Source organism: Actinoplanes teichomyceticus ATCC 31121 (genome assembly GCF_003711105.1).
Classification (GTDB): domain Bacteria; phylum Actinomycetota; class Actinomycetes; order Mycobacteriales; family Micromonosporaceae; genus Actinoplanes; species Actinoplanes teichomyceticus.
Genome location: NZ_CP023865.1, coordinates 4,087,016 through 4,112,670 on the forward strand (window position 1 = coordinate 4,087,016; position 25,655 = coordinate 4,112,670).

Annotated in this window: 22 protein-coding genes; 15 read left to right on the top strand and 7 right to left on the bottom strand. The window is 75.3% G+C overall.

Features of this window, described 5'->3' with window-relative positions:
- The first annotated feature begins 104 nt into the window (after positions 1 to 104).
- The 3 genes from ACTEI_RS18030 (at position 105) to ACTEI_RS18040 (ending at position 3,647) form a co-directional block, all read left to right on the top strand.
- On the top strand, positions 105 to 2,141 hold the full coding sequence (locus ACTEI_RS18030) for a sensor histidine kinase (protein ID WP_122978721.1): 2,037 nt from the start codon (positions 105 to 107) through the stop codon (positions 2,139 to 2,141).
- Entirely contained in the window at positions 2,138 to 2,809 is a 672-nt protein-coding gene (locus ACTEI_RS18035; RefSeq protein WP_122978722.1) for a response regulator, read from the top strand. The genes ACTEI_RS18030 and ACTEI_RS18035 overlap by 4 nt, the downstream gene beginning before the upstream one ends.
- 124 nt (positions 2,810 to 2,933) lie before the next feature.
- Positions 2,934 to 3,647: a hypothetical protein gene (locus ACTEI_RS18040; RefSeq protein WP_122978723.1), complete on the top strand. Its 714-nt coding sequence runs from the start codon at positions 2,934 to 2,936 to the stop codon at positions 3,645 to 3,647.
- A gap of 53 nt (positions 3,648 to 3,700) precedes the next feature.
- On the opposite strand, the gene ACTEI_RS18045 is transcribed toward ACTEI_RS18040, so the two are convergent.
- Positions 3,701 to 4,021 (bottom strand): GNAT family N-acetyltransferase, encoded by a 321-nt coding sequence (locus ACTEI_RS18045; protein ID WP_164466004.1) that lies wholly within the window; start codon positions 4,019 to 4,021, stop codon positions 3,701 to 3,703.
- A gap of 754 nt (positions 4,022 to 4,775) precedes the next feature.
- Here ACTEI_RS18045 and ACTEI_RS18050 point away from each other — a divergent pair.
- Positions 4,776 to 6,218, top strand: coding sequence for an erythromycin esterase family protein (locus ACTEI_RS18050; RefSeq protein WP_164466005.1), 1,443 nt, complete (start codon positions 4,776 to 4,778; stop codon positions 6,216 to 6,218).
- A gap of 35 nt (positions 6,219 to 6,253) precedes the next feature.
- Here the strand turns inward: ACTEI_RS18050 and ACTEI_RS18055 are convergent, their stop codons facing one another.
- Entirely contained in the window at positions 6,254 to 6,610 is a 357-nt protein-coding gene (locus ACTEI_RS18055) for a VOC family protein (RefSeq protein WP_122978726.1), read from the bottom strand.
- A 53-nt stretch (positions 6,611 to 6,663) separates the two neighbouring features.
- The gene (locus ACTEI_RS18060; protein ID WP_122978727.1) at positions 6,664 to 7,545 is read right to left on the bottom strand and encodes a LysR substrate-binding domain-containing protein; all 882 of its coding nucleotides are present in this window, start codon (positions 7,543 to 7,545) and stop codon (positions 6,664 to 6,666) included.
- Between the two features lie 71 nt (positions 7,546 to 7,616).
- On the opposite strand from ACTEI_RS18060, the gene ACTEI_RS18065 reads away from it, so the two are divergent.
- The 5 genes from ACTEI_RS18065 to ACTEI_RS18085 all read left to right on the top strand — a co-directional run bounded on the left by ACTEI_RS18065 (position 7,617) and on the right by ACTEI_RS18085 (position 11,715).
- The gene (locus ACTEI_RS18065) at positions 7,617 to 8,798 is read left to right on the top strand and encodes a thiolase family protein (protein ID WP_122978728.1); all 1,182 of its coding nucleotides are present in this window, start codon (positions 7,617 to 7,619) and stop codon (positions 8,796 to 8,798) included.
- Positions 8,795 to 9,454 carry a 3-oxoacid CoA-transferase subunit A gene (locus ACTEI_RS18070; protein WP_122978729.1) on the top strand — a complete coding sequence of 220 codons (660 nt, stop codon included), beginning with the start codon at positions 8,795 to 8,797 and terminating at the stop codon, positions 9,452 to 9,454. The genes ACTEI_RS18065 and ACTEI_RS18070 overlap by 4 nt, the downstream gene beginning before the upstream one ends.
- Positions 9,451 to 10,086, top strand: coding sequence for a 3-oxoacid CoA-transferase subunit B (locus ACTEI_RS18075; protein WP_122978730.1), 636 nt, complete (start codon positions 9,451 to 9,453; stop codon positions 10,084 to 10,086). The genes ACTEI_RS18070 and ACTEI_RS18075 overlap by 4 nt, the downstream gene beginning before the upstream one ends.
- A gap of 165 nt (positions 10,087 to 10,251) precedes the next feature.
- Positions 10,252 to 10,875 (top strand): LGFP repeat-containing protein, encoded by a 624-nt coding sequence (locus ACTEI_RS18080; RefSeq protein ID WP_122978731.1) that lies wholly within the window; start codon positions 10,252 to 10,254, stop codon positions 10,873 to 10,875.
- Positions 10,876 to 10,977: 102 nt separating this feature from the next.
- Positions 10,978 to 11,715 carry a hypothetical protein gene (locus ACTEI_RS18085; RefSeq protein WP_145831038.1) on the top strand — a complete coding sequence of 246 codons (738 nt, stop codon included), beginning with the start codon at positions 10,978 to 10,980 and terminating at the stop codon, positions 11,713 to 11,715.
- Positions 11,716 to 11,729: 14 nt separating this feature from the next.
- On the opposite strand, the gene ACTEI_RS18090 is transcribed toward ACTEI_RS18085, so the two are convergent.
- Positions 11,730 to 12,299 (bottom strand): pyridoxamine 5'-phosphate oxidase family protein, encoded by a 570-nt coding sequence (locus ACTEI_RS18090; RefSeq protein ID WP_122978733.1) that lies wholly within the window; start codon positions 12,297 to 12,299, stop codon positions 11,730 to 11,732.
- Between the two features lie 215 nt (positions 12,300 to 12,514).
- On the opposite strand from ACTEI_RS18090, the gene ACTEI_RS18095 reads away from it, so the two are divergent.
- Positions 12,515 to 13,534, top strand: a complete 1,020-nt coding sequence (locus tag ACTEI_RS18095; protein WP_239082380.1) for a GGDEF domain-containing protein — start codon at positions 12,515 to 12,517, stop codon at positions 13,532 to 13,534.
- 21 nt (positions 13,535 to 13,555) lie between these two features.
- On the opposite strand, the gene ACTEI_RS18100 is transcribed toward ACTEI_RS18095, so the two are convergent.
- The gene (locus ACTEI_RS18100; protein ID WP_122978735.1) at positions 13,556 to 15,841 is read right to left on the bottom strand and encodes a putative bifunctional diguanylate cyclase/phosphodiesterase; all 2,286 of its coding nucleotides are present in this window, start codon (positions 15,839 to 15,841) and stop codon (positions 13,556 to 13,558) included.
- 296 nt (positions 15,842 to 16,137) lie between these two features.
- The gene (locus tag ACTEI_RS18105) at positions 16,138 to 16,680 is read right to left on the bottom strand and encodes a Tautomerase enzyme (protein WP_187645947.1); all 543 of its coding nucleotides are present in this window, start codon (positions 16,678 to 16,680) and stop codon (positions 16,138 to 16,140) included.
- A 90-nt stretch (positions 16,681 to 16,770) separates the two neighbouring features.
- Between ACTEI_RS18105 and ACTEI_RS18110 the strand changes: the two genes are divergently transcribed.
- From ACTEI_RS18110 to ACTEI_RS18120, 3 genes are all read left to right on the top strand, one after another.
- Positions 16,771 to 17,241: a winged helix-turn-helix transcriptional regulator gene (locus tag ACTEI_RS18110; protein ID WP_122978736.1), complete on the top strand. Its 471-nt coding sequence runs from the start codon at positions 16,771 to 16,773 to the stop codon at positions 17,239 to 17,241.
- Positions 17,242 to 17,335: 94 nt separating this feature from the next.
- Positions 17,336 to 17,734 (top strand): hypothetical protein, encoded by a 399-nt coding sequence (locus ACTEI_RS18115; protein ID WP_122978737.1) that lies wholly within the window; start codon positions 17,336 to 17,338, stop codon positions 17,732 to 17,734.
- Positions 17,731 to 20,316, top strand: coding sequence for a tetratricopeptide repeat protein (locus ACTEI_RS18120; RefSeq protein WP_239082379.1), 2,586 nt, complete (start codon positions 17,731 to 17,733; stop codon positions 20,314 to 20,316). Before ACTEI_RS18115 ends, ACTEI_RS18120 begins: the two co-directional genes overlap by 4 nt.
- A 112-nt stretch (positions 20,317 to 20,428) precedes the next feature.
- Here the strand turns inward: ACTEI_RS18120 and ACTEI_RS18125 are convergent, their stop codons facing one another.
- Complete coding sequence (locus tag ACTEI_RS18125; RefSeq protein ID WP_122982233.1) at positions 20,429 to 21,334, bottom strand: RDD family protein; 906 nt, start codon at positions 21,332 to 21,334, stop codon at positions 20,429 to 20,431.
- Positions 21,335 to 21,417: 83 nt separating this feature from the next.
- Here ACTEI_RS18125 and ACTEI_RS18130 point away from each other — a divergent pair, with 83 nt between their 5' ends.
- Together ACTEI_RS18130 and ACTEI_RS18135 are read left to right on the top strand one after the other, a co-directional pair.
- On the top strand, positions 21,418 to 22,404 hold the full coding sequence (locus tag ACTEI_RS18130; RefSeq protein WP_239082378.1) for a stage II sporulation protein M: 987 nt from the start codon (positions 21,418 to 21,420) through the stop codon (positions 22,402 to 22,404).
- A 370-nt stretch (positions 22,405 to 22,774) separates the two neighbouring features.
- Entirely contained in the window at positions 22,775 to 25,597 is a 2,823-nt protein-coding gene (locus tag ACTEI_RS18135; RefSeq protein ID WP_122978738.1) for a GH92 family glycosyl hydrolase, read from the top strand.
- The last annotated feature ends 58 nt before the right edge of the window (positions 25,598 to 25,655 follow it).

Genomic DNA, 25,655 nt, shown 5'->3' on the forward strand with positions numbered 1-25,655 from the left:
GGAAACTGCCGGATCCCTGACGGTTTCCGGCCCGGGACCGATCTACCGTGATCGTCGATCGATCACCGGGACGGCCGGTGCGGCACGGCCGGCGGGGAGGGCACATGCGTCCAGGCAGCCACGCACAGGCGCCGGCCACACCCGGGCGCTCCGGCCCGATCGCGGCCTGGGCACTGCTGACACTGACCGGCACCCTCGGCGCGGCCGCCGTCACCGGCGCCGCCCTGGCCCGCCCGGCCTGGCAACCGACCCTGCTGTACGCCCTCGTCGACCTCACCGACGGCCTGGTGTACGGCGCCATCGGCTGGCTGCTGCTGCGGCGCGGCACCCACCCGGCCGGCTGGATCGTCGCGGCCGCCGGCGCCGGCGGCACGGTGGCCGCGGCCGCGACGAGCTGGGCGCTGCTCGCGCAACGGTGGCCACACTGCTGGGCCCCGCCACAGGCGCTCAGCGCCGCCGGATGGGCCTGGCTGCCCGGCTTCTACGCGTTCATGGTGGTGCTGCCGTGGCTGCTGCCGGCCGGCGCGACCAGCCGCACCGCCCGGACCGCGGTCGCCGCCGGCACGGCCTTCATCGCCATCGCCGAGATCTGCGTACTGACCGCTCCCGCCCCGTACGGGCTGCTGCCGCTCGACGACCCCGGGCTGCGCGCCCTGCGCCGGCTGGTGCTGCCCTGGGTGGAGCCGGTGCTGGTGCTGCTGTGCCTGGCCGCCGCCGCCGGAGTGCACCTGCGCCGCCGCGTCGCGCCGGCCACCCAGCGCCCCGGACTGGGCTGGCTGACGATCGGGCTGATCCTGCTGGCCCTGGCGTTCGTACCGCTGGCGGCACGATGGATCCGGCCGCAACCGCTGCTGCCGGCCACCGTCCCGCCGCTGCTGATGCTCGCCGCCCAGACCTGCTACCCCGCCGCGGTGCTGGTGGTGGTGCTCCGCCAGCAACTGTGGGGCATCACCCTGACCGTCCGCCGTACGATCGTCTGGGGTCTGCTGACGGCACTGGCCGTCGCCGGATACCTGAGCACCGTCACCCTGCTCGGCACCCTCGTGCCCGCCGGACAGTCCCAGGTGCTCTGCACCGCCCTGCTCGCCGCCGCGTTCGCGCCGCTCCGGCACTGGGTCCAGCGCCGCGTCGACGTCCTGGTGCACGGCCAGCCCGCCGGACCGGTCATCCGGCAGGTCGGCGACCGGCTGCGCGGCGCGCAGCGAGGCGCCGACGTGCTGCACGCGGTCGCCGGGGCGATCCGCAGCTCACTGCGGCTGCAGCAGGTCACCATCACCACCGACGACGCCGCGCTGAGCGTACGCAGCGGCACCGGCGCCGGCGGCCGGCCGGTATCGGTGCCACTGCGGGTACGCGGCCGCGAGGTCGGCCGGCTACAGGTGTGGCCACCGGCCGGCGAGCGGCTCGACGGCCGCGGCGCGGAAGTGCTCGCCGACCTCTCCCCCGTCGTCGCCGCCCTCACCGACCTCGCCACCACCCACCACCACCTGGCCCAGGCCCGCCAGGACGTCGCCCGCGCCCGCGACGAGGAACGCCGCCGGCTGCGCCGGGACCTGCACGACGGGCTCAGCCCCGCGCTCAGCGGCGCCGGCCTCGCCCTGTCCGCCGCCGGCAACCTGCTGGCCCCGCACCGCCACCTGCCCGGCGTCGCCGACGCCGCCGCACTGCTCACCCATGTCACCGCCGACCTCACCCGGCACGGCGACGACGTCCGCACCCTGGCCCGCGACCTGCTGCCACCGATGCTCGACGAAGGCGCCCTGCTCGCCGCCCTGCACCGGCTGCGCGAGCGCTACGCCGCCGCCGGACTCACGGTCGACGTGGTCGGCTGCGCCGCCACCCTGTCCGAGGACACCGCCACCGCGATCTACGGCATCGTCGCGGAGGCCCTGCACAACGTGCACCGGCACGCACACGCCCGGCACTGCGTCGTCCGCGTGCAGGCCACCGCCGCCGAACTGGAGGTCACCGTGATCGACCGCGGCATCGGCGCCGGCGCCGCCCGCCCCGGCCTCGGCACCCGCTCGATGCGCGAACGCGCCCACGGCATCGGCGCCGACCTGACCGTCGGACCGGCCACCGACCACCCCGGCCGACCCGGCACCCGGGTACGGCTGACCGTGCCGCTGGCGCCGGCGTGACCGCCCGGCCGGTGCGGGTCGCCGTCGTCGACGACCATCCCGTCTTCCGCTTCGGCATGGCGGCGCTGCTGCGTACCCTGCCCGGAACCGAGCTGGTCGGCGAAGCCACCGACCGCCGCGCCGCGACAGCCCTGGTCGCCGCGCAACGGCCCGACGTGGTCCTGATGGACCTGCACCTGGGCGCCGAGTCGGGCCAGGCGGCCACCGCGGCCATCCGCCGCGAACACCCGGAGGTGGCCGTACTGGTCATCACCGCCTTCGACGACGAAATGCACGTGCTCGGCGCACTGCGCGCCGGCGCGGCCGGCTACCTGCTCAAGAGCGCGGGCGCCGAGGAGATCGAACGGGCCATCCACGCCGTCGCCAACGGCGAGCTCCTGCTCGGCCGCGCCGTCGCCGGCCGCGCGCTGGACGCGCTGCACCGCCCGGATCCGGCCGCGTCCGCCTTCCCCCAGCTCACCGAGCGCGAACGGGAGGTGCTCGACCAGGTGGCGCGCGGACTGGACAACGCCACGGTGGCCCGACGGCTGGCGCTGAGCCCGAAGACGGTCCGCAACCACGTCTCCAGCGTGCTGCTCAAACTGCAGGTGAGCAGCCGCGGCCAGGCCATCGTGGCGGCCCGGGAGGCCGGGCTCGGCGTGGACCGGGCGGGGACGCACCGGGGGTGATCCGGGCGGCGCCCCGGCCACTGGGGCGTCTACCGGCCCGGCGTTGATCGGATGTGCCAGAGTCGTGGCGGGCCGCCGCGATCCAGCTCGGGCCGGCGCCCCGGAGAGCCGGGGGGAAACAACCATGGACGACGCGACACCGCAGCGGCGGCCCGCCGCGGTCACCCCCGACAGCGGGCCGGCCGCGGGAGGCGCCGAGGCGGCCGGCGGACCGGCACCGGTCACGGCGACGAATGCGGCACTCGGCCTGCTCGCTCTGGTGGTGACCGCAGCCGGCCTCCACCTCGCGGCGACGCAGGCCGACACGACGGCGACCACGGTGCTCGCCGGGGCGGCGGCCGGCACGGGCACGCTCGCGGTGGCGGCCGCCGTGCTCGGGACGGTACGCGCGCTCACCTCACGACCGGGCACGGCGAGCACGACGGCGGCCGGCGCGCTCAGCGTGATCGGGCTGATCCTGGTCACGGTGACCGGCCTGATCGCGGCGAATGCGCAACCGGGCACGGGTGTGCCGGGGCGCCCGCAGACGAACGTCGCGCTGAGCGGAGGCCCCGGCGCCTGGACGCTCACGATCCGGGTGAGCACCCCCGGCCTGACCGCCGGCGAGGTGATGGACGCGAAGCTGGTCGGCTTCGACACCGAGGGCCGCGAGCTCACCCTCGGCCGGACGCTGACTCCGGCCGACCGGCACGGCGTCGCCACCACGACCCTGACCACGGCCCCGCTCGACGACGCGGGCGCCAGGCTCGACGTCACGGTGGCGGGCCAGGACTGCATCCAGCAGCTGCCGCTCACCGACGCCACCCCGATCATGCCGATGACCTGCCAGGCGGCGTAACCGCACGCCCGCCCGGACATCAGCGGCGGTCGCCGACTGCGCGGGGCGGCGGCTCACCCTCCACGACTCCGGTCACGCAGCGACCGCCGCATGATCAGCGTCGCGGGGACGCCTTCGGCAACCACCGCCGCGGTACGCCGGTCGACCGGCCGCCAGTGACGATCATGATGCCGCACGACGGTGTAGCCGAGCGCCTCGTAGAGGGTGATCGCTCCGGCCTCGCCGGCGTCCACGTCCAGGGTCATCTGCCGCGCGCCGCGACCGTGGGCGACGTTCTCGGCGGCGCGCACCAGGGCCCGGCCGATGCCCGCGCGCCGGGACACCGCGGCGACGTGCAGTCCGTAGAGCCAGAGATGCGGGGGGGTCGCAGCCACCGACCAAACGGATGCTCGCCACGCCCACGATCCGGCCGGACAGCACGGCGGCGTACATGGTGTCCTCGCCGAGTCCGGCCGCACGCAGGCGCGCTTGCGCCCGCTGCGCGGAAGCGGCCAGCGGGGTGACGGGCGCCGGATCAGATGCCACGACCGGTGGGATCGATACATCGTCGGCTCGGATCGACGAATCGACGGCCATGCCGTTGCGATGCCAGGTGCCGTGCGTCACCGCACCACCCCTAAGGCATCCTAGGAATCTAGGAGGCGACGGTGGTCGGCGGGAGCGGGCCGCGGTCCGGCCGGAAGTCCAGCCGGACCGGGACAGTTGCGCGGTGCGCCGCACTCAGCCCATTCCAGCGGGGCAGCCGGGACCCGGCCGGTCCCGGTCCGGCGGTGCCGCCGGCAACCGTCGGTCCGGCGGGTGCGGCTGGACCGTTCGGTCCCGGCCGCCGGGGCAGCCGGCACCCGGTCGGTCTCGGTCCGGCGGGTGCGGCTGGACCGTTCGGTCCCGGCCGCCGGGGCAGCCGGCACCCGGTCGGTCTCGGTCCGGCGGGTGCGGCTGGACCGTTCGGTCCCGGCCGCCGGGACTCGGCCGGTTCTCTGGACCCGACGGTCCCACGCACACGCTGGGACCGATCGGTCCGGACCGCGCGGTCCCGGACGGGAGTCGGGCCGGCCGTTGCCGGAACCGGCGGTCCGGACCGGCCCGACTATGGTGACCATCCACTGCAGAACGGACCGAGGAGTCCCGGTGACCGCCCTGGCAACGCTCACGATCTCGACCCTCGACCCGACCGCCGGCCTCGACGACCTGGAACCACTGCGCGACCTCGTCGGCGACGCGCGGGTCGTCGGCATCGGCGAGTCGGCGCACGACGTGCGGGAGTACCAGCAATTGCGTTTCCGCCTCACCCGCTTCCTGGTGGAGCGCATGGGCTTCACCACGCTCGCCCTGGAGTCCGGTTTCGCCGAGGGCCTGCTGGTGGACCGGTGGGTCCGGGACGCGCCCGGCGCGGCCGGCACGGTCGACGAGATCGCCGGGCGGGGCCTGACCTACGGATTCGGCCGCTCCCCCGAGACGCGGCGGCTGCTGAGCTGGCTGCGCCGGCAGCACCGGGAGGGGCGGCGGGTGCGGTTCGCGGGGCTCGACCTGCCGGCCGACCTGGGCTCGCTGCTGCCCGCGCTGGAGATCGTGGCGGGCCACCTCGAGGTCGACCCGGCGGCGCGGGAGATCATCGATCAGATCCGGACGTACGCCGAGGCCTGGGCTCGGCCGCACACCCTTGCGGCGGCCCGGGCGTACGCGGAAACCCCGGCGGCGGACCGGGACGCGCTGACGGTCCTGCTGGCCGAGCTGTCCACGCGGGTCGACGCCCTGCGGCCGATCCACGCCCGGCAAGCCGCGGCCCCCGGGCACGCGGACACCGCGGTCCGGCACGACGAGAGGCACGCGGACACCGCGGTCCGGCACGACAAGGCGCACACGGACACCGCGGTCCGGCACGACAAGGCGCACACCGACGCCGTAGTCCGGCACGACAAGGCGCACACGGACACCGCGGTCCGGCACGACGAGAGGCACGCGGACACCCCCGTCCGGCACGACGAGGCGCGCGGCGACGGCGTGGCCTGGCACGAGGCGGCAGCCACCGCGCGGCACGCGCTGCGCCTCGCCGTCCTGCTGGACCAGATGCTGCGCGCCCAGCTCGCCGCGGCGCAGGGCTCGACGGCGCACGCGGTGGTCAACGTCCGCGACGCCGCGATGGCCGAGACCGCCGCCCATCTGCTGCGGGACGGGCAGCGCATGGTGATCTCCGCGGCCAACAACCACCTGCAGCGCATCCCGATCGATCTGGGCGATTCATCTGTTGCCGTGCTGGGTGGCCACCTGGCCACCGGCCTCGGCGACGGGTACCTGTCGATCGCGGTCACCTGCGGCGGGGGCCGGACGCCGACGAGGCGGCCGGCGCCGGGCACCGAGCGCGGCGTGCAGGTGCTGACCGTCGACCTGGCCGCCCCGGCGCCGGGCAGCGTGGAGGCGTTGCTCGGCGGCGACCGGCCGGGGATCACCGATCTGCGGCCGTTGCGGGGCGTGCCCGGCGGGCCGCGGCGGTACCGCAACCTGGACGGCTACCTCGACGTGCCGGTCGCGGACGCGTTCGACCTGGTCGCCGTCGTGCCCCGGCTGCAGTGACGCATCCGGCCGGCCCGGGCGGCCCCGGGCGGCGGTCAGGCGCCGGTGACGCAGAACTCGTTGCCGGCCGGATCCTGCAGGACCACCCAGCCGCCGTCCGGGCTCCGGTGGTCGGCCAGCAGCGTCGCGCCGGCCGCCAGCAGCCGCTCCACCTCCGCGTCCCGGCCCAGGTCCGGTGACCGCAGGCAGACGTGGACGCGGTTCTTCAGCTGTTTGGACTCGGGCACGGCCTGGAAGTACAGGCGGGGGCCGCCGGGTGGCTCGATGACCACCTCCGGGTCGCCGGGGGTGCACTGCGGGTGGATCGGGTGGCCGACCACCTCGCTCCAGAACACCGCGAGCACGTACGGGTCGGCGCAGTCGAAGGAGACGTTCCGGATGAAAGAGGTCATCGCCGTACGATAGTCCGGCCGGCCGGGACGTTCCGGGCGCGTGGTACGCGCGGTCACGTGCAGCGGGCGACGATCTCGGCGACCCGGTGGACCGCGGGCGACGTCTCCCCCGCCCGGGTCGCCAGCGCCAGCCGCACCGTGGGCGGCGCGGTCAGCGGCACGTAGGCGACGCCGGCCAGCGCGAGGCTGCGCACCGGTTCCGGGACCAGGGCGACGCCCAGTCCGGCGGCGACGAACACGACCAGGGTGGCGGTCTCGCCGACCTCCATCAGCGAGGCCGGTTGGAAACCGGCCGCGGCGCAGGCCGCCAGGACGTGCTCGTGGATCGACGAGCGGTGCCCGGAGAAGTGCGTGACGAACGGCTCGGTCGCCAGCTCGGCCAGGTCGATCCGGTCGCGGCCGGCGAGCCGGTGCCGGTCGGGCAGCACCGCGATCAGCGGCTCGGCGCGCAGCACCCGCAGCTCGATCTCCGGCCGGGTGACGCCGTCGGGGCGCAGCACGGCCAGGTCGTACGCGCCGTCGAGCAGGCCGGTCAGCAGGGCCGGGCTGAGCAGCTCGCCGTGCAGGTCGAGCCGGACGGCGGGCAGCAGGCGGCGCACCTCGCGGGCGGCCTGGGGCAGCAGATCGTACGTCGCGGTGCCGATGAAACCGGCCGCGACCCGCCCGGCCCGCCCGGACGCGAGCAACGCCATGTCGGCCGAGGCCCGGCCGAGCGAGCCGAGCACGGCGCGCGCGTGCTCGGCGAAACGGCGCCCGGCCTCGGTCAGCTCGACCCGGCGGGTGGTGCGGCTGACCAGTTCCACCCCGAACTCCCGCTCCAGCTGCTTGACCTGCTGGGACAGGGCCGGCTGGGCGATGTGCAGGCGCGCCGCGGCCCGGCCGAAGTGCCGTTCCTCGGCGAGCGCCGCGAAGGAGCGCAGGTGGCGCAGATCCATGCTCGCAGGTTATCAATCCGTACCGATTCAGTATTGGAGTCAATCGGTTCCGGCGGCCTACGGTGAGGGGCATGAACTCCGCCTACCTGTACGCCGCGGTCCGTACCCCGTTCGGCCGTTTCGGCGGCGCCCTCGCCGAGACCCGCCCGGACGATCTCGCCGCGATCGCCCTGCGCGGCCTGCTGGAACGGGCCCCGGGCCTGGACCCGGCGGCGGTCGGCGACGTCGTGTGGGGCTGCGCCAACCAGGCCGGCGAGGACAACCGCAACGTGGGCCGGATGGCGGTGCTGCTCGCCGGCCTGCCGGTCACCGTGCCGGCCACCACGGTCAACCGGCTCTGCGGCTCGTCGCTGGACGCGGCGATGATCGGCTCCCGCACGATCGAGTCCGGCGACGCCGACGTGGTGGTGATCGGCGGGGTCGAGTCGATGACCCGGGCGCCGTGGGTGCTGCCGAAGCCGTCGCGGGCATTCCCGGCCGGCAACGTGACCGCGGTGTCGACGACGCTGGGCTGGCGGCTGACCAACGACAACATGCCGGCCGGGTGGACGGTGTCGCTGGGCGAGGCGAACGAGATGCTCGGCGAGAAGTTCGGGATCTCGCGGGACCGGCAGGACGAGTTCGCGGCCCGCTCGCACCGTCTCGCCGACGCGGCCTGGACCGCCGGCTTCTACGACGACCTGGTCGTCGCGGTGCCCGGCGCCGAGCTGACCCGGGACGAGAGCATCCGTCCCGGGTCGTCGGCGGCGACCCTGGCCGGGCTCCGGCCGTCGTTCCGGCCCGACGGCACGATCACCGCCGGCAACGCGTCCCCGCTCAACGACGGGGCGTCCGCGGTCCTGCTCGGCTCGGCCGGGGCCGCCGACCGGATCGGGCGGGCCCCGCTCGCCCGCGTGGCCGGTCGCGGGGTGTCCGCGGTCGAGCCGCCGATGTTCGGGTACGCGCCGGTCGAGGCGGCCGACCGGGCCCTCGAACGCGCCGGGATCACCTGGGACGACGTGGCCGCGGTCGAGCTGAACGAGGCCTTCGCGGTCCAGTCGCTGGCCTGCGTCGACGCCTGGGGCATCGACCCGGCGATCGTCAACGCCCGCGGCGGGGCGATCGCCATCGGTCACCCGCTGGGCGCCTCCGGCGGCCGGATCCTGGGCACGCTCGCCGCCCGGCTGGCCGGCTCGGGTGACCGCTGGGGCGTCGCGGCGATCTGCATCGGCGTCGGGCAGGCGCTGGCCGTGGTGCTGGAGAACGTGGCGTGAGCGTGCGGATCTGCGCCGGCGCCGCCGAGGCGGTGGCCGGGATCCGGGACGGGTCCACCGTCCTGATCGGGGGTTTCGGGATGGCCGGGATGCCGGTGCGGCTTCTCGACGCGCTCATCGAGCAGGGAGCCGGCGATCTCACGGTGGTCTCGAACAACGCCGGCAACGGCGACACCGGGCTGGCCGCGCTGCTGGCCGCCGGCCGGGTCCGCAAGGTGATCTGCTCCTTCCCCCGGCAGCCCGACTCGTGGGTGTTCGACGGGCTGTACCGGGCCGGGCGGATCGAGCTCGAACTGGTGCCGCAGGGCACCCTGGCCGAGCGGATGCGCGCGGCCGGGGCCGGCATCGGCGCGTTCTACACCCGCACCGGCGCGGGGACGCCGCTGGCCGAGGGCAGGGAGACCCGCAAGATCGACGGGCGGACCCATGTCCTGGAGTACCCGATCAAGGGTGACGTCGCGCTGATCGGCGCCCACCGGTCGGACCGGATGGGCAACCTGGTCTACCGCAAGACCGCCCGCAACTTCGGGCCGGTGATGGCGACCGCGGCCGACCTGGTCGTCGCCCAGGTCGGCGCGATCGTCGAGACCGGCGCCCTGGACCCGGAGGTGATCGTGACGCCGGGCATCTACGTCGACCGGGTGGTGGCGGTATGAGCCTGACCAGGCACGAGATGGCCGCGCTGGTGGCCCGGGACATCGCCCCCGGGTCGTACGTCAATCTCGGGATCGGACTGCCCACCCTGGTCGCCGACCATCTGCCCGCCGACGCCGGCATCGTGCTGCACACCGAGAACGGGATGCTGCACATGGGTCCGGCCGCGACCGGCGACCGGGTCGACCCGGATCTGATCAACGCGGGCAAGGTCCCGGTCACCGAGCTGCCCGGCTCGGCGTACTTCCACCACGCCGACTCGTTCGCGATGATGCGCGGCGGCCACCTGGACGTGTGCGTGCTCGGGGCGTTCCAGGTGTCGGCGGCCGGCGACCTGGCCAACTGGCACACCGGCGAGCCGGACGCGATCCCGGCGGTCGGCGGGGCGATGGATCTGGCGGCCGGGGCCCGCAGCGTGTACGTGATGATGACCCTGTTCACCCGGGACGGCACGCCGAAGCTGGTGCCGTCGTGCACCTACCCGCTGACCGGTCCGGGCTGCGTGGACCGGGTGTACACGGACGTGGCCACGTTCGTCATCACCGGCGCGGGCGTCGTGGTCCGCCAGACGCACGGCGTCTCCTTCGACGAGCTGGCCGCACGCCTCGCGGTGCCGCTGCGCCGGGGCTGGTGACGAACCGGCGCGGCGCCGCGGCCGTACGGTCAGGGTGTCCGGGCCGATCGGTCACTCCTGCCCGACGTCCCCGCCGTCGTGCCGCCGAACGTCCGCCCCTCTGGGATCGGGAGTGATACGCCTGGCCCAGCGGAAACTGACCGATCGGACTTTCGGGGGGACACGATGGGCACACGGCGCAGGACCGGTGCGGCGCTTCGCGCGCTGGCCACGGTCATGGTGGGCATCGCGGCGACGACCGCGCCGGTCGCGGCCTCGCCCGCGTACGCCGGCGAGGGCAGCTATCACTGCGGCATCCTGGTCTACGGCGCGATCGAGGACCGGTATCTGCAGGCCGGCGCGCAGAACGGCCCGCTGGGCTGCCCCAACGGCACCGAGACGGACGCGGCCGGCGGCGGGCGGTGGGAGTCGTTCCGGGGCGGCGACATCTACTGGCATCCGCGGACCGGCGCGCACATCGTCTGGGGCGCGATCCGCGACAAGTGGACCCAGTACGGCCGGGAGCGCGGCTACGGCTTCCCGCTCACCGACGAGCTGACCACCCCGGACGGCGTCGGCCGCTACAACCACTTCGAACGCGGCTCGATCTACTGGACGCCGGCGACCGGCGCGCACACCGTCTACGGCGGGATCCGCGAACGGTGGGCGGCGATGGGCTGGGAGCGCAGCTGCCTGCGCTATCCGGTGTCGGACGAGACGGACACCCCGGGCGGTGGCGGCCGGTACCAGATGTTCCAGGGCGGCTCGATGTACTGGACCCCGGCCGGCGGCGCCCAGCCCACCTGCTGAGCGCCGCGGCCGGCGCCGGACGCGCCGCAGAGGATCATCTGCCGGGCGGCGGCCGGGTGTCCGTGGGCGATTACCGTCCGGGCCGGCGGGTAAGCGGCTCGCATGAGGATGATCCCGTTGCTCGGTGCTGGTGTGGCGGCGGCCGCCGCCGTGCGCCTGGCCCGCTCGCGCCGGCAGCGCTCGCTGCACCCGCTCGGCTGCTCGCTGACCGGCGAGCTGCAGGTGTGGGGCTGCCCCGGCCCGGTCGGCTCGGAGCTGATCGACCGGCCGGCCCGGCACCGGGTGACCGTCCGGCTGTCCAAGGGGCTGGGCACCCGGGGCGGCCGGGCCGACGTGCGCGGGGTCGCCGTCCGGGTGCCCGGGCCGGGCCGTCCGACGGATCTGCTGCTGTCCACGGTGGCCGCCGGGCGCTGGGGCCGCCGGGTGCCGATGCCGCGCCGCACGTTCGACACGACGTACGGTTCGATCACCGCGTACCGGGCCGGCGGCGCGAAGCTGTACCTGCTGGCCGGCCCGGACCCGGCCGGCGCGCCGCTGGGCCGCACCCTGGAGTCGGTGACCGACGCGGCCGGCCGGGGCGGGGCCGGCCTGCTGCTGCACGTCGTGCGCGGCGGCCGGGTGCAGCCGTTCGGCCGGCTGTCGCTGGACGGCGTGCTGTCCCCGCGGCGGGACGCGGCGCTGGCCTTCGACCCGATCCGCAACGCGTCGGCCGACCTGCACCCGACCGGCCGCCTGCACGGCGCCCGCGCCCTGGCCTACCGGGCCAGCCAGCGCTGGCGGGGCGTCACGCCGCCGCCGCGGAACCCGGCCGCCGTCGAGCGGACGGCCGCGAACCGCTGACCTCGGCGCCCGGGTCAGCCCTCGGGCGCGCTCCCGGCGAAGATCGGCCGGCCGTCGATGCTGACGCCGTTCTTCACCCGGCGATATTCCGCGAGGTCCGCGTCGGTGCGCCGCTCGTGCGACCGGATCAGCAGGTCCCGGTCACCCTGGTAGGACATCAGCGGCACCGCGTAGCCGCAGGAGTCGCTGACCCGCTCGACCGCGACGTCGATCACCGCCCGCACGCCGTGGGTGTCCGGCGGCGCGTCGAACAGCCGCCGCAGCTCGGCGTGCTCCGGCGCGGTGACCGGCACCGCGCGGCCGTGGCCGTGCAGCCGGACGATGTTCGGCGGCCCACCGAAGGCGCAGAACATCAGGGTGATCCGCCCGTTCTCGCTCAGGTGGGCGATCGTCTCCGCGCCGCTGCCGTGGTAATCCAGATAGGCGACCCGGTGCTCGCCGAGCACCGCGAAGGTACCGGCCATGCCCTTGGGCGAGACGTTGACGTGCCCGCCCGGCCCGCTGGGCGCGGTGGCCACGAAGAACATCGGCTGCGCCTCGATGAAGCTCCGCAACCGCCCATCGATCCGTTCGTATACCTTCATAAGCCGTATCCTGCCCCCTCGGCGGCACGGCGTCGAAGCCGGTTCCCGGCATGCGGTTTCTCCCGGCGCGCGCCGGGCCGGGCAGCGCCCGCGCACGTGTTCGCACGCCGCCCCGCACCCCGGGCGAGCGCCTGGGCCGCGCACGTGTTCGCACGCCGCGCCGCACCCCGGGCGAGCCCCTAAGCCGCCGCCCCACCCTGCCGATCTGGAGCGGAGTGAGCTGGTACGTGCGGCGCATCCTGGCGAACTCGCGCGCCGACAACGCGGCCGTGGTCAGCGGCTTCACCGTCGGCCTGTTCTTCACGCTGTGCGGGCTGTACACGTTCGTGACCATCCTGCTGCCCACCCCGCCCGGCTTCCGGCCCGGCGCGGTGTTCCTGATCGGGCTGACCGGGGTCGGGTGCGGGCTGACCGCGATGGCGCTGCCGTGGGCCCGGATACCGCGCCTCGTCCGGCTGGCGATCGCGCCCTCGGCCATGTCGCTCATCGCGCTGCACAACGTCGCCGCGGGCAACGACGCGTTCCGGTACGGCATGTTCTTCTTCCTGGTGTTCCTCTGGCTCGGCCTGTGCGAGCCGCGCGGCACCAGCCTGAAGATGAGCCCGTACCTGGCGGCCGCCTATCTGACGCCGTTGATCGCCGAGGGCGCGACCGGCTCCGACCTGGCGTCGATCAGCTACACGCTGCCGCTGTATCTCACCGTCGGCGAGGTGCTGGCCTGGCGCACCGAGCGGGTGCGCCGGCTGCAGAACCGGCTGCGGCAACTGGCCGAGCACGACTCGCTGACCGGCCTGCCCAACCGCGCGGTGTTCACCAGCGCCCTGCGGGCGCACTGCGCGACGCCCGATCCGGTCGCCGTCCTCTTCCTCGACCTGGACGGCTTCAAACAGATCAACGACCGCCTGGGCCACGCCGCCGGCGACGACGTGCTGGTCAAGGTAGCCGGGGCGCTGCGCGGGCACACCCGTGCGGGGTACGGCGATCTGCCGTGCCGCCTGGCCGGTGACGAGTTCGTCCTGCTGCTGCCCGGCACCGACCTGGACGCCGCGCACACCGTCGCCGGCCAGCTCGTGCAGCGACTGGGCCAGCTGCGCGCGGCCGACGGCAGGCCGATCCGCGGCAGCGTCGGGGTGGCCGGCGGCCGCGGCATGGACGCCGAGCGGCTGCTCGCCACCGCGGACCAGGCGATGTACGCCGCCAAGCAGGCGAAAGCCGCCGGTCGCACGGTCGCCTAGACCACCGGCACCCGGTCCGGCTCAGGCCGCGGCGATCCGGCACTGCTGCGCGAGCAGGGTGGTGATCTGCGCGGCCTCCATCGGCCGGCCCAGGTGGTAGCCCTGTCCGACGGTGTAGCCCAGCCGCAGCAGCCGCCGTGCCTGCTCCTCGTTCTCGATGCCCTCGGCGATCGTGTCCAGGCCCAGGGCGTCCGCGAGCTGCACCACCGCCCGGGCCACGGCCTGCCGGGCGGTGGTCGCCGCCGTGCCGGGCTCGCCCAGCTCGATGCCGTCGACGAACGACTTGTCGAGTTTCACCAGGGCGACCGGGAAGGCCCGCAGCAGGCTCAGCGACGACTCGCCGGTGCCGAAGTCGTCCAGCGCCAGCCGCACGCCCATCGCGTGCACCTCCTGCAGCACCCGGGACACCTGCTTGCCGCGCAGCACCGCGGACTCGGTCAGCTCCAGCACCAGGCGGTCGGCCGGCAGGCCGCTGTCGTGCAGCGCCGCGCGTACGTCCGCGACGAAATCCGGGTCGTGCAGTTGCCGCACCGAGACGTTGGGCCCGGCCTTGCCCAGCGCGTCCGGGCCGAACTCGGCGAGCCAGGCCGCCGCCTGCCGGCAGGTCTCGCGCAGCACGAAGCGGCCCAGCGGCACGATCAGGCCGGTGCGCTCGGCCGCCGGGATGAACTCGGCCGGCGACACCAGGCCGCGCTCCGGGTGCTGCCAGCGGACCAGCGCCTCGACGCCGACCAGCCGGCGCTCCGCCAGGTCGACCAGGGGCTGGTAGACCAGGCGGAACTCGCCGGCGTCCAGGGCCCGGCGCAGGTCGCCGCCGACCTGGGCGTCGGCGAACACCGACCGCTCCATGCCGTCGGCGTAGCGCACCCAGTTGCCCTTGCCGCGCTGCTTGGCGGTGTACAGCGCGACGTCGGCCTCACGCAGCAGGGCGCTCGCCGCGGTGCCGGCCGCCGCCGTGGCGATCCCGGCGCTGGCGTGCACCAGCAGCTGGTGCGCGCTGATCGGCGCGTCGAACGCGCGCACGATCCGCTGCGCCATCGCGTCGCCGGGCCCGGCCGGCCCGGTCATCAGCACCGCGAACTCGTCGCCGCCGAGACGCACCACCCGGCCGTCGCCGCCGACCGCGCCGCACAGCGTCTCGGCGAACGCGACCAGCAGCTGGTCGCCGATGTCGTGGCCGAGCGAGTCGTTGACGGTCTTGAAGTCGTCCAGGTCGACCAGCAGCACGGTGGCGTCGCCGCAGGGCAGGGCCGCATCCAGCCACTCCCGGAACAGGGCACGGTTCGCCAGGCCGGTCAGCGCGTCGTGGGTGGCCTCGTAGCGCAGCCGCCGCTCGGATTCCTGCCGCTCGACCAGCAGCCGGGTGTTGTCCCGCATCACCACGTACTGCCGGACCATGACCAGGGTGATGACCGCGATCGCCACCACCGCCACCGGCAGCGGCGGCGTGCCGGACGGGCGCAGCAGCATGTCCACCACCGGCGCCTGCACCGCGGCCACCGCCAGATACGGCAGCCAGGTGTTCGGCCGGCGCGGCGCGGCGCCGGTGGAGATCCACTGGCAGTGGGCGGCCGACGCGGCGAGCACCGGCACCACGGGCAGCACCAGGGCCTGCACCACGACCGGCCAGTCGGCGCTGCGCTGGCTGCCGAGCATCGCCACCACGGCCCCGGTCATCCCCATCGCCGCGAGCAACCGCACCGCGACCCGGTCGACCGGGCCGCCGTTGATGTACGAGACCTTGGTGATGCTGCCGGTCGCCAGCAGGAATGCCAGCAGGATGGTCAGCGTGAGCGGCACGTCCCGCGGGCCCCGCCCGTAGATCAGCGGGGCGAGTCCGAAGTGGTAGAGGACGGCGGCGCAGCCGAAGAAGGCGATGGCCCGGTCCAGCCACTGCCGGCGCAGCTCGTACCGGCTGGTGACGCCGAGCGGCACCCGGGCCACCGCGTAGATGGCCGCCAGCACGCCGGCACAGATGGTGACGGTCGCGACGACCGGCATCGCCGGGTAGGCCGGGCTGCTGCGGAACGCCGCGACGGCCAGCGACCCGTATCCGGCGGTCAGCAACAGGCAGGCGACCAGCAGTTGGCGCCAGAAGCGGCGGGCCGCCGGGGCCAACCGGATGCTGCGCAGCATGTCGACGACGGCGAGGGCGGCCGCCGCGGTGCCGGCCGGCATGAAGACGTACGCGACCGCCGTCGGGCCCGCCCCGGTGACCGACCACCAGGCGAACCAGAGCACCCCGAGCACCGCGATACCCACGGCGACGGCGAGATGCCGCCGCACCCCGCGGAAGACGTACCCCATGCCGGATCTTTCGGCAGCCGTTCCACGATTCGTAGTACTTGTCCCGGGCGGCGCCCGGGAACACCACTGCCCGGTCGGCGCCGGTGGCCCCTGCCGGTCCGGCCGGGACCCGCAGCCGCCGGTCAATCCCCGGCCGGGCGATGGCGCCGTGCCGGTCCGGCCGGGACCCGCAGCCGCCGGTCAACCCCCGGCCGGGCGATGGCGCCGTGCCGGTCCGGCCGGGACCCGCAGCCGCCGGTCAACCCCCGGCCGGGCGATGGCGCCGTGCCGGTCCGGCCGGGACCCGCAGCCGCCGGTCAACCCCCGGCCGGGCGGCCGGTTCCTTCGCGGCGCGGATCGGCCGTGCCCTGCCGGCCCCGCGCGGCCCGGCTGGCATCGATGCGGGCGGCCGCGAGCGCGCGGGCCCGCTCGGGGTCGTCGCCGGTGAGCCGGGCCAGGATGGTCGCGAGCGGGGTGATCCGCCCGCGCCCGCCCCAGTGCCCCTCGGGGATCTCGGTCGGGAAGACCCAGACCCGGCCGGGGTCGCGCGGCCAGGCGCCGTCCTCGGCGTCCAGGACGGCCTCGGTGACCTCGGCCACCACCGCCGCCCGGGCGGCCGCGTCGAGCTGGCCCTCCGGGACCGACGGCACCACCCGGTAGCGCGGCGCGTCGGCGGGCGACCCGCCGACGTGGACGGCGACCGGCCGGTGCACGAACGCCCACGAGACCGACCGGGTCACCGGGTCGTCCGGGTCGAAGCCCTCGTGCCGGATCAGGATCGCGGTGAGCCGATCGACCAGCGCCGCCTCCGCCTCGGGCGGCAGCGCCCCCTGCGGTACGTAGACGTCGAGCATGGGCATCGCATCCTCCTGGGTTTAGTTTCTAAACTCAGATCCGGAGCCTACGGACGCTGAGTAGAAGAAGTCAACCCAGGTGGTAGGGTCGGGCCCATGAGCCAGCGGATCGATCCGGCGAACTGCTCGGTGGCGCGTGCCCTCGCCGTGGTCGGCGAGCGCTGGTCGCTGCTGATCGTCCGGGAGGCGCTGGACGGCGCCCGCCGGTTCGACGAGTTCCAGACCCGCCTGGGGATCGCGCGCAACCTGCTGTCCACCCGGCTGGACACCCTGGTGGCCGCCGGGGTCCTGCACCGCGTCCCCTACCGGGACCCGGGCAACCGCCGGCGTTTCGAATACCGGCTCACCGAGCGCGGCCAGGCCCTGCGCCCCACGCTGATCGCCCTGTTGCAGTGGGCCGACGACCACCTCCCGACGCCCGAGGGCCCCTCGGTCGTCGTCCGTCACCGTCCGGACTGCGAGGAACCGGTCCGGGTGGTGCTGGAGTGCGCCGCCGGTCACAGCCACCTCCCGCCGGAGGCCGTGCACCGGGCGCCCGGGCCCGGCGCCCGGTATCTGAACGCCTGACGGCCCGGGCGCCGGCCGGCCCGGGCAGCGGCGGCGGGCTTCTACACTGGCCGCGTCCTGGTGCGGCGTTTCGGGTTGAGGCGGTGGCAAGCCGGTGCGACACGGCAGATGGATCGGGCGCGCGGCGTTCGCGGTGATCGTCATCGCGCTGGTCGGCTATCTCGTCCGGGTCGGGCTGGCGCGGGCCGACATGGTGGCCAGCAGCGTCGGGGCGGTCGTGGCCCTGGCCTCGCTCGGCGCGTCCTACCTGTTCCCCGCGCAGCCCAGCGCCCGTCCCGGCGCCGCCCGGGCCACCGGCGCGGGGGCCGTCGCGGTCGCCGCCGACAACGAGGGCGCGATCACCACCGAGGTCTCCGGCACGGCCGCGACGGCCCCGGCGCCGCGACCGGCGCCGGGCGTGACCGCGGCCGGACCCGGATCCGTCGCGGTCGGCGGCGCGAACCGCGCCCCGATCCGCACCCGGGTCGCCCGCGACGACGGGGACGGGCGGTGAGCTTCCGCAAGCCGGGGACCCAGGTCTCGGCCGGTGGCCTCGGCGCGATCGGCATCGGCGGCGACAACAGCGGCCCGCTGTTCACCAACGCCACGGTGGTGATCGCGCCGCGACAGGTGTCCTGGCCGGTCCGTGTCGGGCCGGTGCCACCGGCCGCGTCGGCGTTCCAGCCCCGGCAGGCGCTGCGCGAGCGGATCGAGACGGCCCGGCGGCACGGCGACGACGTCGTTCTCGGTCAGCCCGGCCCGGCGCGCCCGGCCACCCGGATCCTGGCCGGCGGAGGTGGCGTCGGCAAGACGCAGGTGGCCGCCTGGTTCGCCCGCGAGCACGCCACCGATCTCGTCGTGTGGGTCGCCGCCGTCTCCACCGATCACGTGATCACCGAGTACGCCCGCGCGGCCCGGCGGGTGGGCGCTCCCGGAGCCGACGGCGCCGATGCGGGCGCCGACGCCGCGGCGTTCCTCGACTGGCTGCGCGGCACCGACCGGAGCTGGCTGGTCGTGCTCGACGACATCGCCGACCCCGCGGACGTGACCGGGTGGTGGCCCCCGCAGCACCCGAACGGCTGGACGCTGGCCACCACGCGGCGCCGCGACGCCGCCCTGGCCTCCGCCTCCCGGCAGCGGATCGACGTCGACGTCTACGACCCGCAGGAGTCACAGGCGTACCTGACCCAGCGGCTCACCGAGGTGGGCCTGGCGCACCTGCTGGACGGCGACGTCGCCGGCCTCGCCCAGGCGCTGGGCCACCTGCCGCTGGCGCTGTCGCACGCCGCCGCCTACCTGATCAACGAGGAGGAGTCCTGCGGCGCCTACCTGGCCCGCTTCACCGGCGGCCGGGAACGGCTGGCCGAGCTGATGCCCGCCGACAGCGACCCGGACGACTACGGCCGGCCGGTGTCGGTGACCCTGCTGCTCGCACTGGAAGCCGCCGACCGGGCGTCCCCGGCCGGGCTCGCCCGGCCGGCCCTCGCGCTGGCCGCCCTTTGCGACCCCGCCGGACATCCCGAGACGCTCTGGCGCGCCGACGCCGTCGTCGACCACCTGACGAGCCTGCGCGGCGAGCCGGTCTCCGCCGACCAGGCGCACCGGGCGCTGCGGCTGCTGCACCGCTACGGGCTGCTGCACCACACCGGCGCCGACCCGGCCCGCTCGGTACGCATCCATGCGCTGACCGCCCGCGCCGCCCGCGAGACGATCGTCACGGATCCCGACCGACTGGCCAGAACCGTCGCCGACGCGCTCGTGGAGATCTGGCCGGAGGACGACTACGGCGCCGACGACCTCGGCGAGGTGCTGCGGGCCAACGCCGGGCACCTGCAGGCCCTGGCCCCCGAGGCGCTCTGGGCGGACGGCGTCCACGACCTGGTGCCCCTGATCGGCCTCAGCCTGTTCCGCGCCGGCCGGCACACCCCCGGCATCGCCCACTGGGAGGGGCTGGTCGAGCAGGCACGAGCCCGGCTCGGCGACGAGCACATCGACACCCTGAGCGCCCGGGGCAACCTCGCCGGCGTCTACTGGCAGGCCGGGCGCACCGCCGACGCGATCGCGCTGCTGGAACGGGTCGCCGGCGACTGTGCCCGGCTGCTGGCCGCGGATCATCCGGCCGTGCTGGTCTACCGTTCGAATCTCGCCACCTCGTACCGTCAGGCCGGGCGATACGCCGAGGCGGTCGCCCTGCAGGAGCAGGTGATCGCCGAGTACCGGCGGCGGCCGGACACCGCGCCGGCGGACACCCTCGTCGCCCGGGCCAACCTCGGTGTCTCCTACGGGTACGCCGGGCGCACCGACGACGGCGTCCGGGTGCTGGAAGAGGTCGTGGCCGAGCGGGAACACCTGCTGGGCCCGACCCACCCGGACACCCTCAAGGCCCGGGTGCACCTGGCCACCCTGTACCGGGACTCCGGACGCCTGGAGCGCGCCATCGCCATGCAGGAGGGCGTGCTCGCCGAGCAGGAGACCCGGCTGGGGGCCCGCCATCGGGAGACCGTCATCACCCGCTCGCAGCTGGGCACCTCGTACTGGCGGGCCGGGCGGCTCGGCGAGGCGATCGCGATCGAGGAGCAGGTGCTCGCCCAGCACGAGGAGCTGCTGGGCGCCGACCATCCGGCCACCCTGCTGGCCCGGGACAACCTCGCGGTGTCCTACGTCGGCGCCGGACTGACCGAGAAGGGCACCGCGCTGCTGCAGAAGGTGGCCGGCGACCGCACGCGGGTGCTCGGGCCCGCGCATCCCGACACTCTCACCACGCTGGGCAATCTGGCCAACGCGTACGCCACGGCGGGCCGCATCGCCGACGCCTTCCGACTGATCAGGATCGTCACCGCCGGGCGCGAACGGGTCCTGGGCCCGAAGCATCCACAGACGCTGACCGCCCGGGCCGAACTGGCCGCCTGCCACTGGCATCTGGGCCGCACGCCCCGCGCGACGGCTCTGCTGCGCAGGGTCGTCGCCGACCGCGAGGAGGTGCTCGGTCCCGGCCACGAGGACACCCGGCTCGCCAGAGCCTGCCTGCTCGCCTGGACCGGCGCGGAGGCGGCGTCCGGCTACCGCCCGCCGGCGGCCGGGCACCGGGGGCGCTGAGACCGCCACCGGTCCGGGCGCTGCGCCGCGCCCCCGTGGTGGCTGCCGGGTGGGGTGACCGGGCCGCTGCGGCGGACCCGGCGAGGCGCCGGGACCGGCGTGGCCGGCCGGCTCACCGCAACGGGGAGGCGCGGCGGACCGCCGGGATCGGCGGGTGCAGCGGGCGGCGGCCGAAGCCGGGCAGCACCCGCTCGGTGACCAGCCGGCCGGCCGCCAGCTGGGCCGCGTACCGGCGGCGACGCTCGGCGAGGACCGCGGACAGCACCAGCCAGGGCGGCGTCCCGGCCGGCGGGGGTGGCGACACCCGGGCCTCGACCTCGGCGGCGAGCATCCGCTGCAGCGTGCCGAAGTGCGGCTCGCGCAGCTCCGGAGCGCGCGACAGGTACTGCCGGACCGCCCCGGCCAGCTCGTCGTCGATCGCCGACAGGTCCGCGGTCGCGGCCCACGCCTGCAGGTCGGCCGGCATCCCCGGGACGAAGCGGGACGGCGCCGGCCGCCGCTCGTGCACGACCAGGGTTCCGGCCGCGAGGTCGCCCAGCCGTCGCCCCCGGCCTGAGGCGATCATGGTGGTCAGGCTGCCGGCCCAGGTCACGAACGGCAGCAGCAGGCCCGGCCACTCCACCGTGAAGCCGACCAGGGCGCGGGTGAAGGCGTGCCGTACCCGGATCGGGCCGCCGTCCTCGCGGATTACCCGCAGGCCCATCGCGGCCTTGCCCGGGCTGCGGCCGTTGGTCCGGGTCTCGACGATCGTCGGGTAGGCCAGCAGCACCAGCACGATCAGCACCCGCCACACCGTGCCGACCAGCGCGTCGTCCACCACCCGCTCCGGCAGGATCGCGACGGTCACGCCGGCCAGCAGCATCAGGCAGCCGCCGATCGCCGCCTGCACCAGGATGTCGATCAGCAGGGCGACCGCCCGGGAACCGAGCCGGGCCGGGCGCAGGTCGAGCGCCACGGCCTCCGCGGTGACCAGGTCGCCCGCCCCACCGGGCGCGGCGGCGGGTACGGCAACGCTCACCCGGACAGTGAACACCACCGGGCCCGGGCCGGGCACACCGCGTCGGCTACGCTCCGGGCAGACCGGACGGCGGGGGCGGCGCAATGATGGATCTCGACGCGTACGTGACCGAGCGCGGCGGCGAGTGGCATCGGCTGGAGGTGCTGGCGAACCGGCGTACGCTCGGTCCGGCCGACGCGGACGAGCTGGTGCTGCTCTACCAGCGGGCGGCCACCCACCTGTCGGTGCTGCGCAGCCGCAACCCGGATCCGGTGCTGCTGGCCGACCTGTCCCGGCTGGTGCTGGCCGGGCGCTCGGCGCTGCACCGCGGCCGCGGCGGGGGCTTCTGGCGTGCGGTCGCCGACTTCGCGGCGTACCGGCTGCCCGGCGCGCTGTACCGCACCCGCCGCTGGTGGCTGACGACCGGGGTGCTGCTGGTCGCGTGTGCCGCGGCGCTGATCCGGTACCTCGGCGCCCACCCCGAGGTGATCGCGCTGTTCGCCGGTGACGCGGAGGTCCAGCGGGTGGTGAGCCGTGACTTCGTCGGCTACTACAGCCGGTTCCGGGCGGAGAACTTCGCGTTGCAGGTGTGGACGAACAACGCTCTGCTCACCGCCCAGTGCCTGGCCTCCGGGGTGCTCGTGCTGCCGGTGTTCTACCTGCTCGCGCAGAACCTGCTCAACACCGGCCTGGTCGGCGCGATGATGACCGGCGCGGGCGCCGGGGACACCTTCCTGATCTATCTCGCCCCGCACGGCCTGCTGGAGTTGACCTGCCTGTTCGTCGGGGCCGGCGTGGGGCTGCGGCTGGGTTGGGCGTGGATCGCGCCGGGACCGCTGCGGACCCGGCGGCGGTCGCTGGTGGCCTGGGTGCGGGAGGGCATGGTGGTCGCGGCCGGGCTGGTGCCGGCGCTCGCGGTCGCCGGCGTGCTGGAGGCGTTCGTCACCCCGTCGGCGTTGCCGGCGGCGCTGCGGATCGGCATCGGCGCGCTGGCCTGGCTCGGCTTCCTGGCGTACGCGCTGGCCTGGGGCCGCATCGCGGACCGGCGCCGGCCGGCCGACCCGGACGGCGCCGACCTGCCGGCCGCCTGACCCGGCCGCGGTCGGCGGAACCGGCCGGCACGCGCGGACGCTGCGCCGGGCGGCCCGGCACCCGACCTCAGCGGGACGGTGCGGCACCCGACCTCAGCGGGACGGTGCGGCACCCGGGCCGCGCGGGACGGTGCGGCACCCGGGCCGCGCGGGACGGTGCGGCAGGCGATCCGGTCATCGACCCACGCCGCGGGGGCCGCCCGGGCCATCATGAACCGAGCGGCAACCGGCGCCACCGGATCCCGATGGCGGTGACCGGAGCCCCCCGGCCGGTTGACACATCGAAGTACATCGAATGATGCTGTCTGCGACAAGCGTCTGACATCGATGTCATTCTGGGGGATGCGTGCTCCGATCTCGTACCGTCGCCATGCTCCTGACCGTCGCCCTCACCGTGCCGATCGGCGCCACCGCGGCCCGGGCCGCGCCCCCGCCACTGGTCGACGATCCCGTCGCGTACGTCGATCCGTTCATCGGCACGACCAACCTCGGCAACACCTACCCGGGCGCGGCCACCCCGTTCGGGATGCTGGCGTGGAGCCCGCAGACCTCCCGCGGCAACCAGTTCGCCACCCCGGCGCCCGGCGGCTACCAGTACACCGCGACCCGGATCCGGGGCCTGAGCCTGACCCACCTCAGCGGCGTCGGATGCTCCGGCGGCAACGGCGACATCCCGATCATGCCGCAGGTCGGCGACATCACCACCTCGCCCACCGCCGACGCCACCGACGCCGTGTTCGCCAGCACGTTCTCGCACGCCAACGAGACGGCGCGGCCGGGCTACTACTCGGTACGGCTGGACAGCGGGGCCGCCGCCGAGCTGACCGTCACCGCGCGGACCGGCTTCGGGCGTTTCACCTTCCCCGCGGACCGGCCGGCCGGCCTGCTCTTCCGCACCTCCCTGTCGGAGACCGGCAGCGAGGCCGCGACCGTGCACCTGGACCCGGCCACCCGGACGGTCACCGGCTCGGTCAGCGCCGGCAACTTCTGCGGCCCGCAGAGCGCCGACAACAGCCACGCCTACTACACCCTGCACTTCGTCGCCGTCCTCGACCAGCCGTTCGCGGCCACCGGCACGTGGAAGGACGCCACGCTCACCCCGGGCGGCACCGACGAGAGCGGCGGCAGCGGGTACGGCGCGAACGGCCGGCCCCGCCCGGGCCGGGGCTCCGGCGGGTACGTCACCTTCGCGCCCGGCACCACCAGCGTCGGTATGCGCGTCGCGATCTCGTACGTGAGCCTGGACGGCGCCCGGGCCAACCTGGCCGCGGAGAGCGGCAACCGTGGCTTCGACCGGATCGCGGCCGCCGCGCGGTCGGCGTGGACCGACCGGCTGCGCCGGATCGCGATCGGCGGCGGCACGCAGGCGCACCGCCGCACGTTCTACACCGCGCTGTACCACGCGCAGCTGGAACCGACCCTGACCAGCGATGTCACCGGCCGTTACCAGGGCGCCGACGGCGTCTGGCACGCGCTCGCCGGCAACCAGCGGGCCCAATACGGCACGTTCTCCGGCTGGGACGTCTACCGCGCGCAGGTGCAGTTGCTGGCCCTGCTCGACCCCGCGATGGCCGGCGACTTCGCCCAGTCGCTCTACAACTACGCCACCCAGCGCGACGGGGAGTGGGACCGCTGGCTGCTGATCCACGGCAAGACCGCGGTGATGTCCGGCGACCCGTCGGCGGCGGCCATCGCGGCGATGTACGCGTTCGGCGCCCGCGACTTCGACGTCGAGGGCGCGTTCCGCTCCCTGGTGCGGGCGGCCACCGTTCCCACCGCCAACGACTCCAGCGACACCGGTTGCCCCGTCGAGTGCGTCGGCCAGCGCCCGTCCCTGGACCGGTACCTGCGGCTCGGCTACGTCCCGGCCGACGACTGCCACTGCTGGGGCGCCGCCGCGGAGACCCTGGAGGACGCCGCCGCCGACTACGGGCTGTCCCGGCTCGCCGGCGCCCTCGGCGACCGGGAGAACCAGCAGAGGTTCCTGGACCGCTCGCATTATTGGCGCAACGTCTTCGACCCGGACGCCGAGGCCGACCCCGGCCTGGCACACAACATCCGGGAACGGATCACGACGGTCACCGCGAGCGGCGAGAACCCGCCGGCCGAGGACCGGACCCGGGCCTTCGACGGCGACCGCGGCACCAAGTGGCTGACCTTCGCCCGCACCGGCTGGATCCAGGCGCGGCTGCGCGACCCGCAGACCGTCACGTCGTACGCGCTGACCTCGGGCAACGACGAACCGGGCCGGGACCCGGCGGACTGGGAGCTGCTGGGCAGCGACGACGGCGCCGGCTGGGAGGTGCTCGACGCGCGTGCCGGGCAGACCTTCGCCCGGCGCGGGCAGACCCTGCAGTTCACGGTGGCCGAGCCGAAGCCGCACCGCTACTACCGCCTGAACGTCACCGCCAACGGCGGCGCGGACATCGTGCAGCTGGGCGAGCTGGAACTGGCCGACCCGGCGGTGCCCACCCCGGCCCCGCCGGACGGCCCGTTCACCGGCTGGATGCGCGACCGCTACGCCGACGGCTCCTGGGCGCCCGGCTTCAGCCCGTCCACCGGCGCCGGCTTCGTCGAGGGCAGCAGCGCCCAGTACACCTGGATGGTCTACTCCGACGTGCTCGGCCTGGCCGAGGCGATGGGCGGCACCGAGCGGGCGGCCCAGCGGCTGGACGCCTTCTTCCGCAAGCCCGACGGCTCGTTCGACCTGAGCGCCACGAGCAGCACCAGGTTCGACCCGACCAACGAGCCGGACATCCAGACCCCGTACCTCTACAACTATCTCGGTCAGGCGTACAAGACGCAGGAGACGGTACGGGCGATCATCGACGGGCGGTGGGGCGACGGCACCGGCGGGATCCCCGGCAACGACGACGCCGGGACGATGAGCGCCTGGTACGTCTTCTCCGCCCTGGGGATGTACCCGGCGGTGCCGACCCGGGCCGAGCTGATCCTGACCACGCCGCTGTTCCCGCGCGCGGTGGTACGCCTGGCCGGCGGCAGGTCGCTGACGATCGAGGCGCCCGGCGAGGGCCACTACGTCACGAGCCTGCGACTCGACGGCCGGAACCGCACGAAGGCCTGGCTGCCCGCCTCGGCCGTGCAGCACGGCGGTCGTCTGGTCTACACCCGGTCGGCCGTGCCGGACCGGGCGTGGGGTTCGGCGCCCGCGGACACGCCGCCGCAGAACTAGGACCGGGCCGCGCGGGGCCGGTCCACGACGCCGGTCCCCGCGCGGCCCGGAGTGCGGG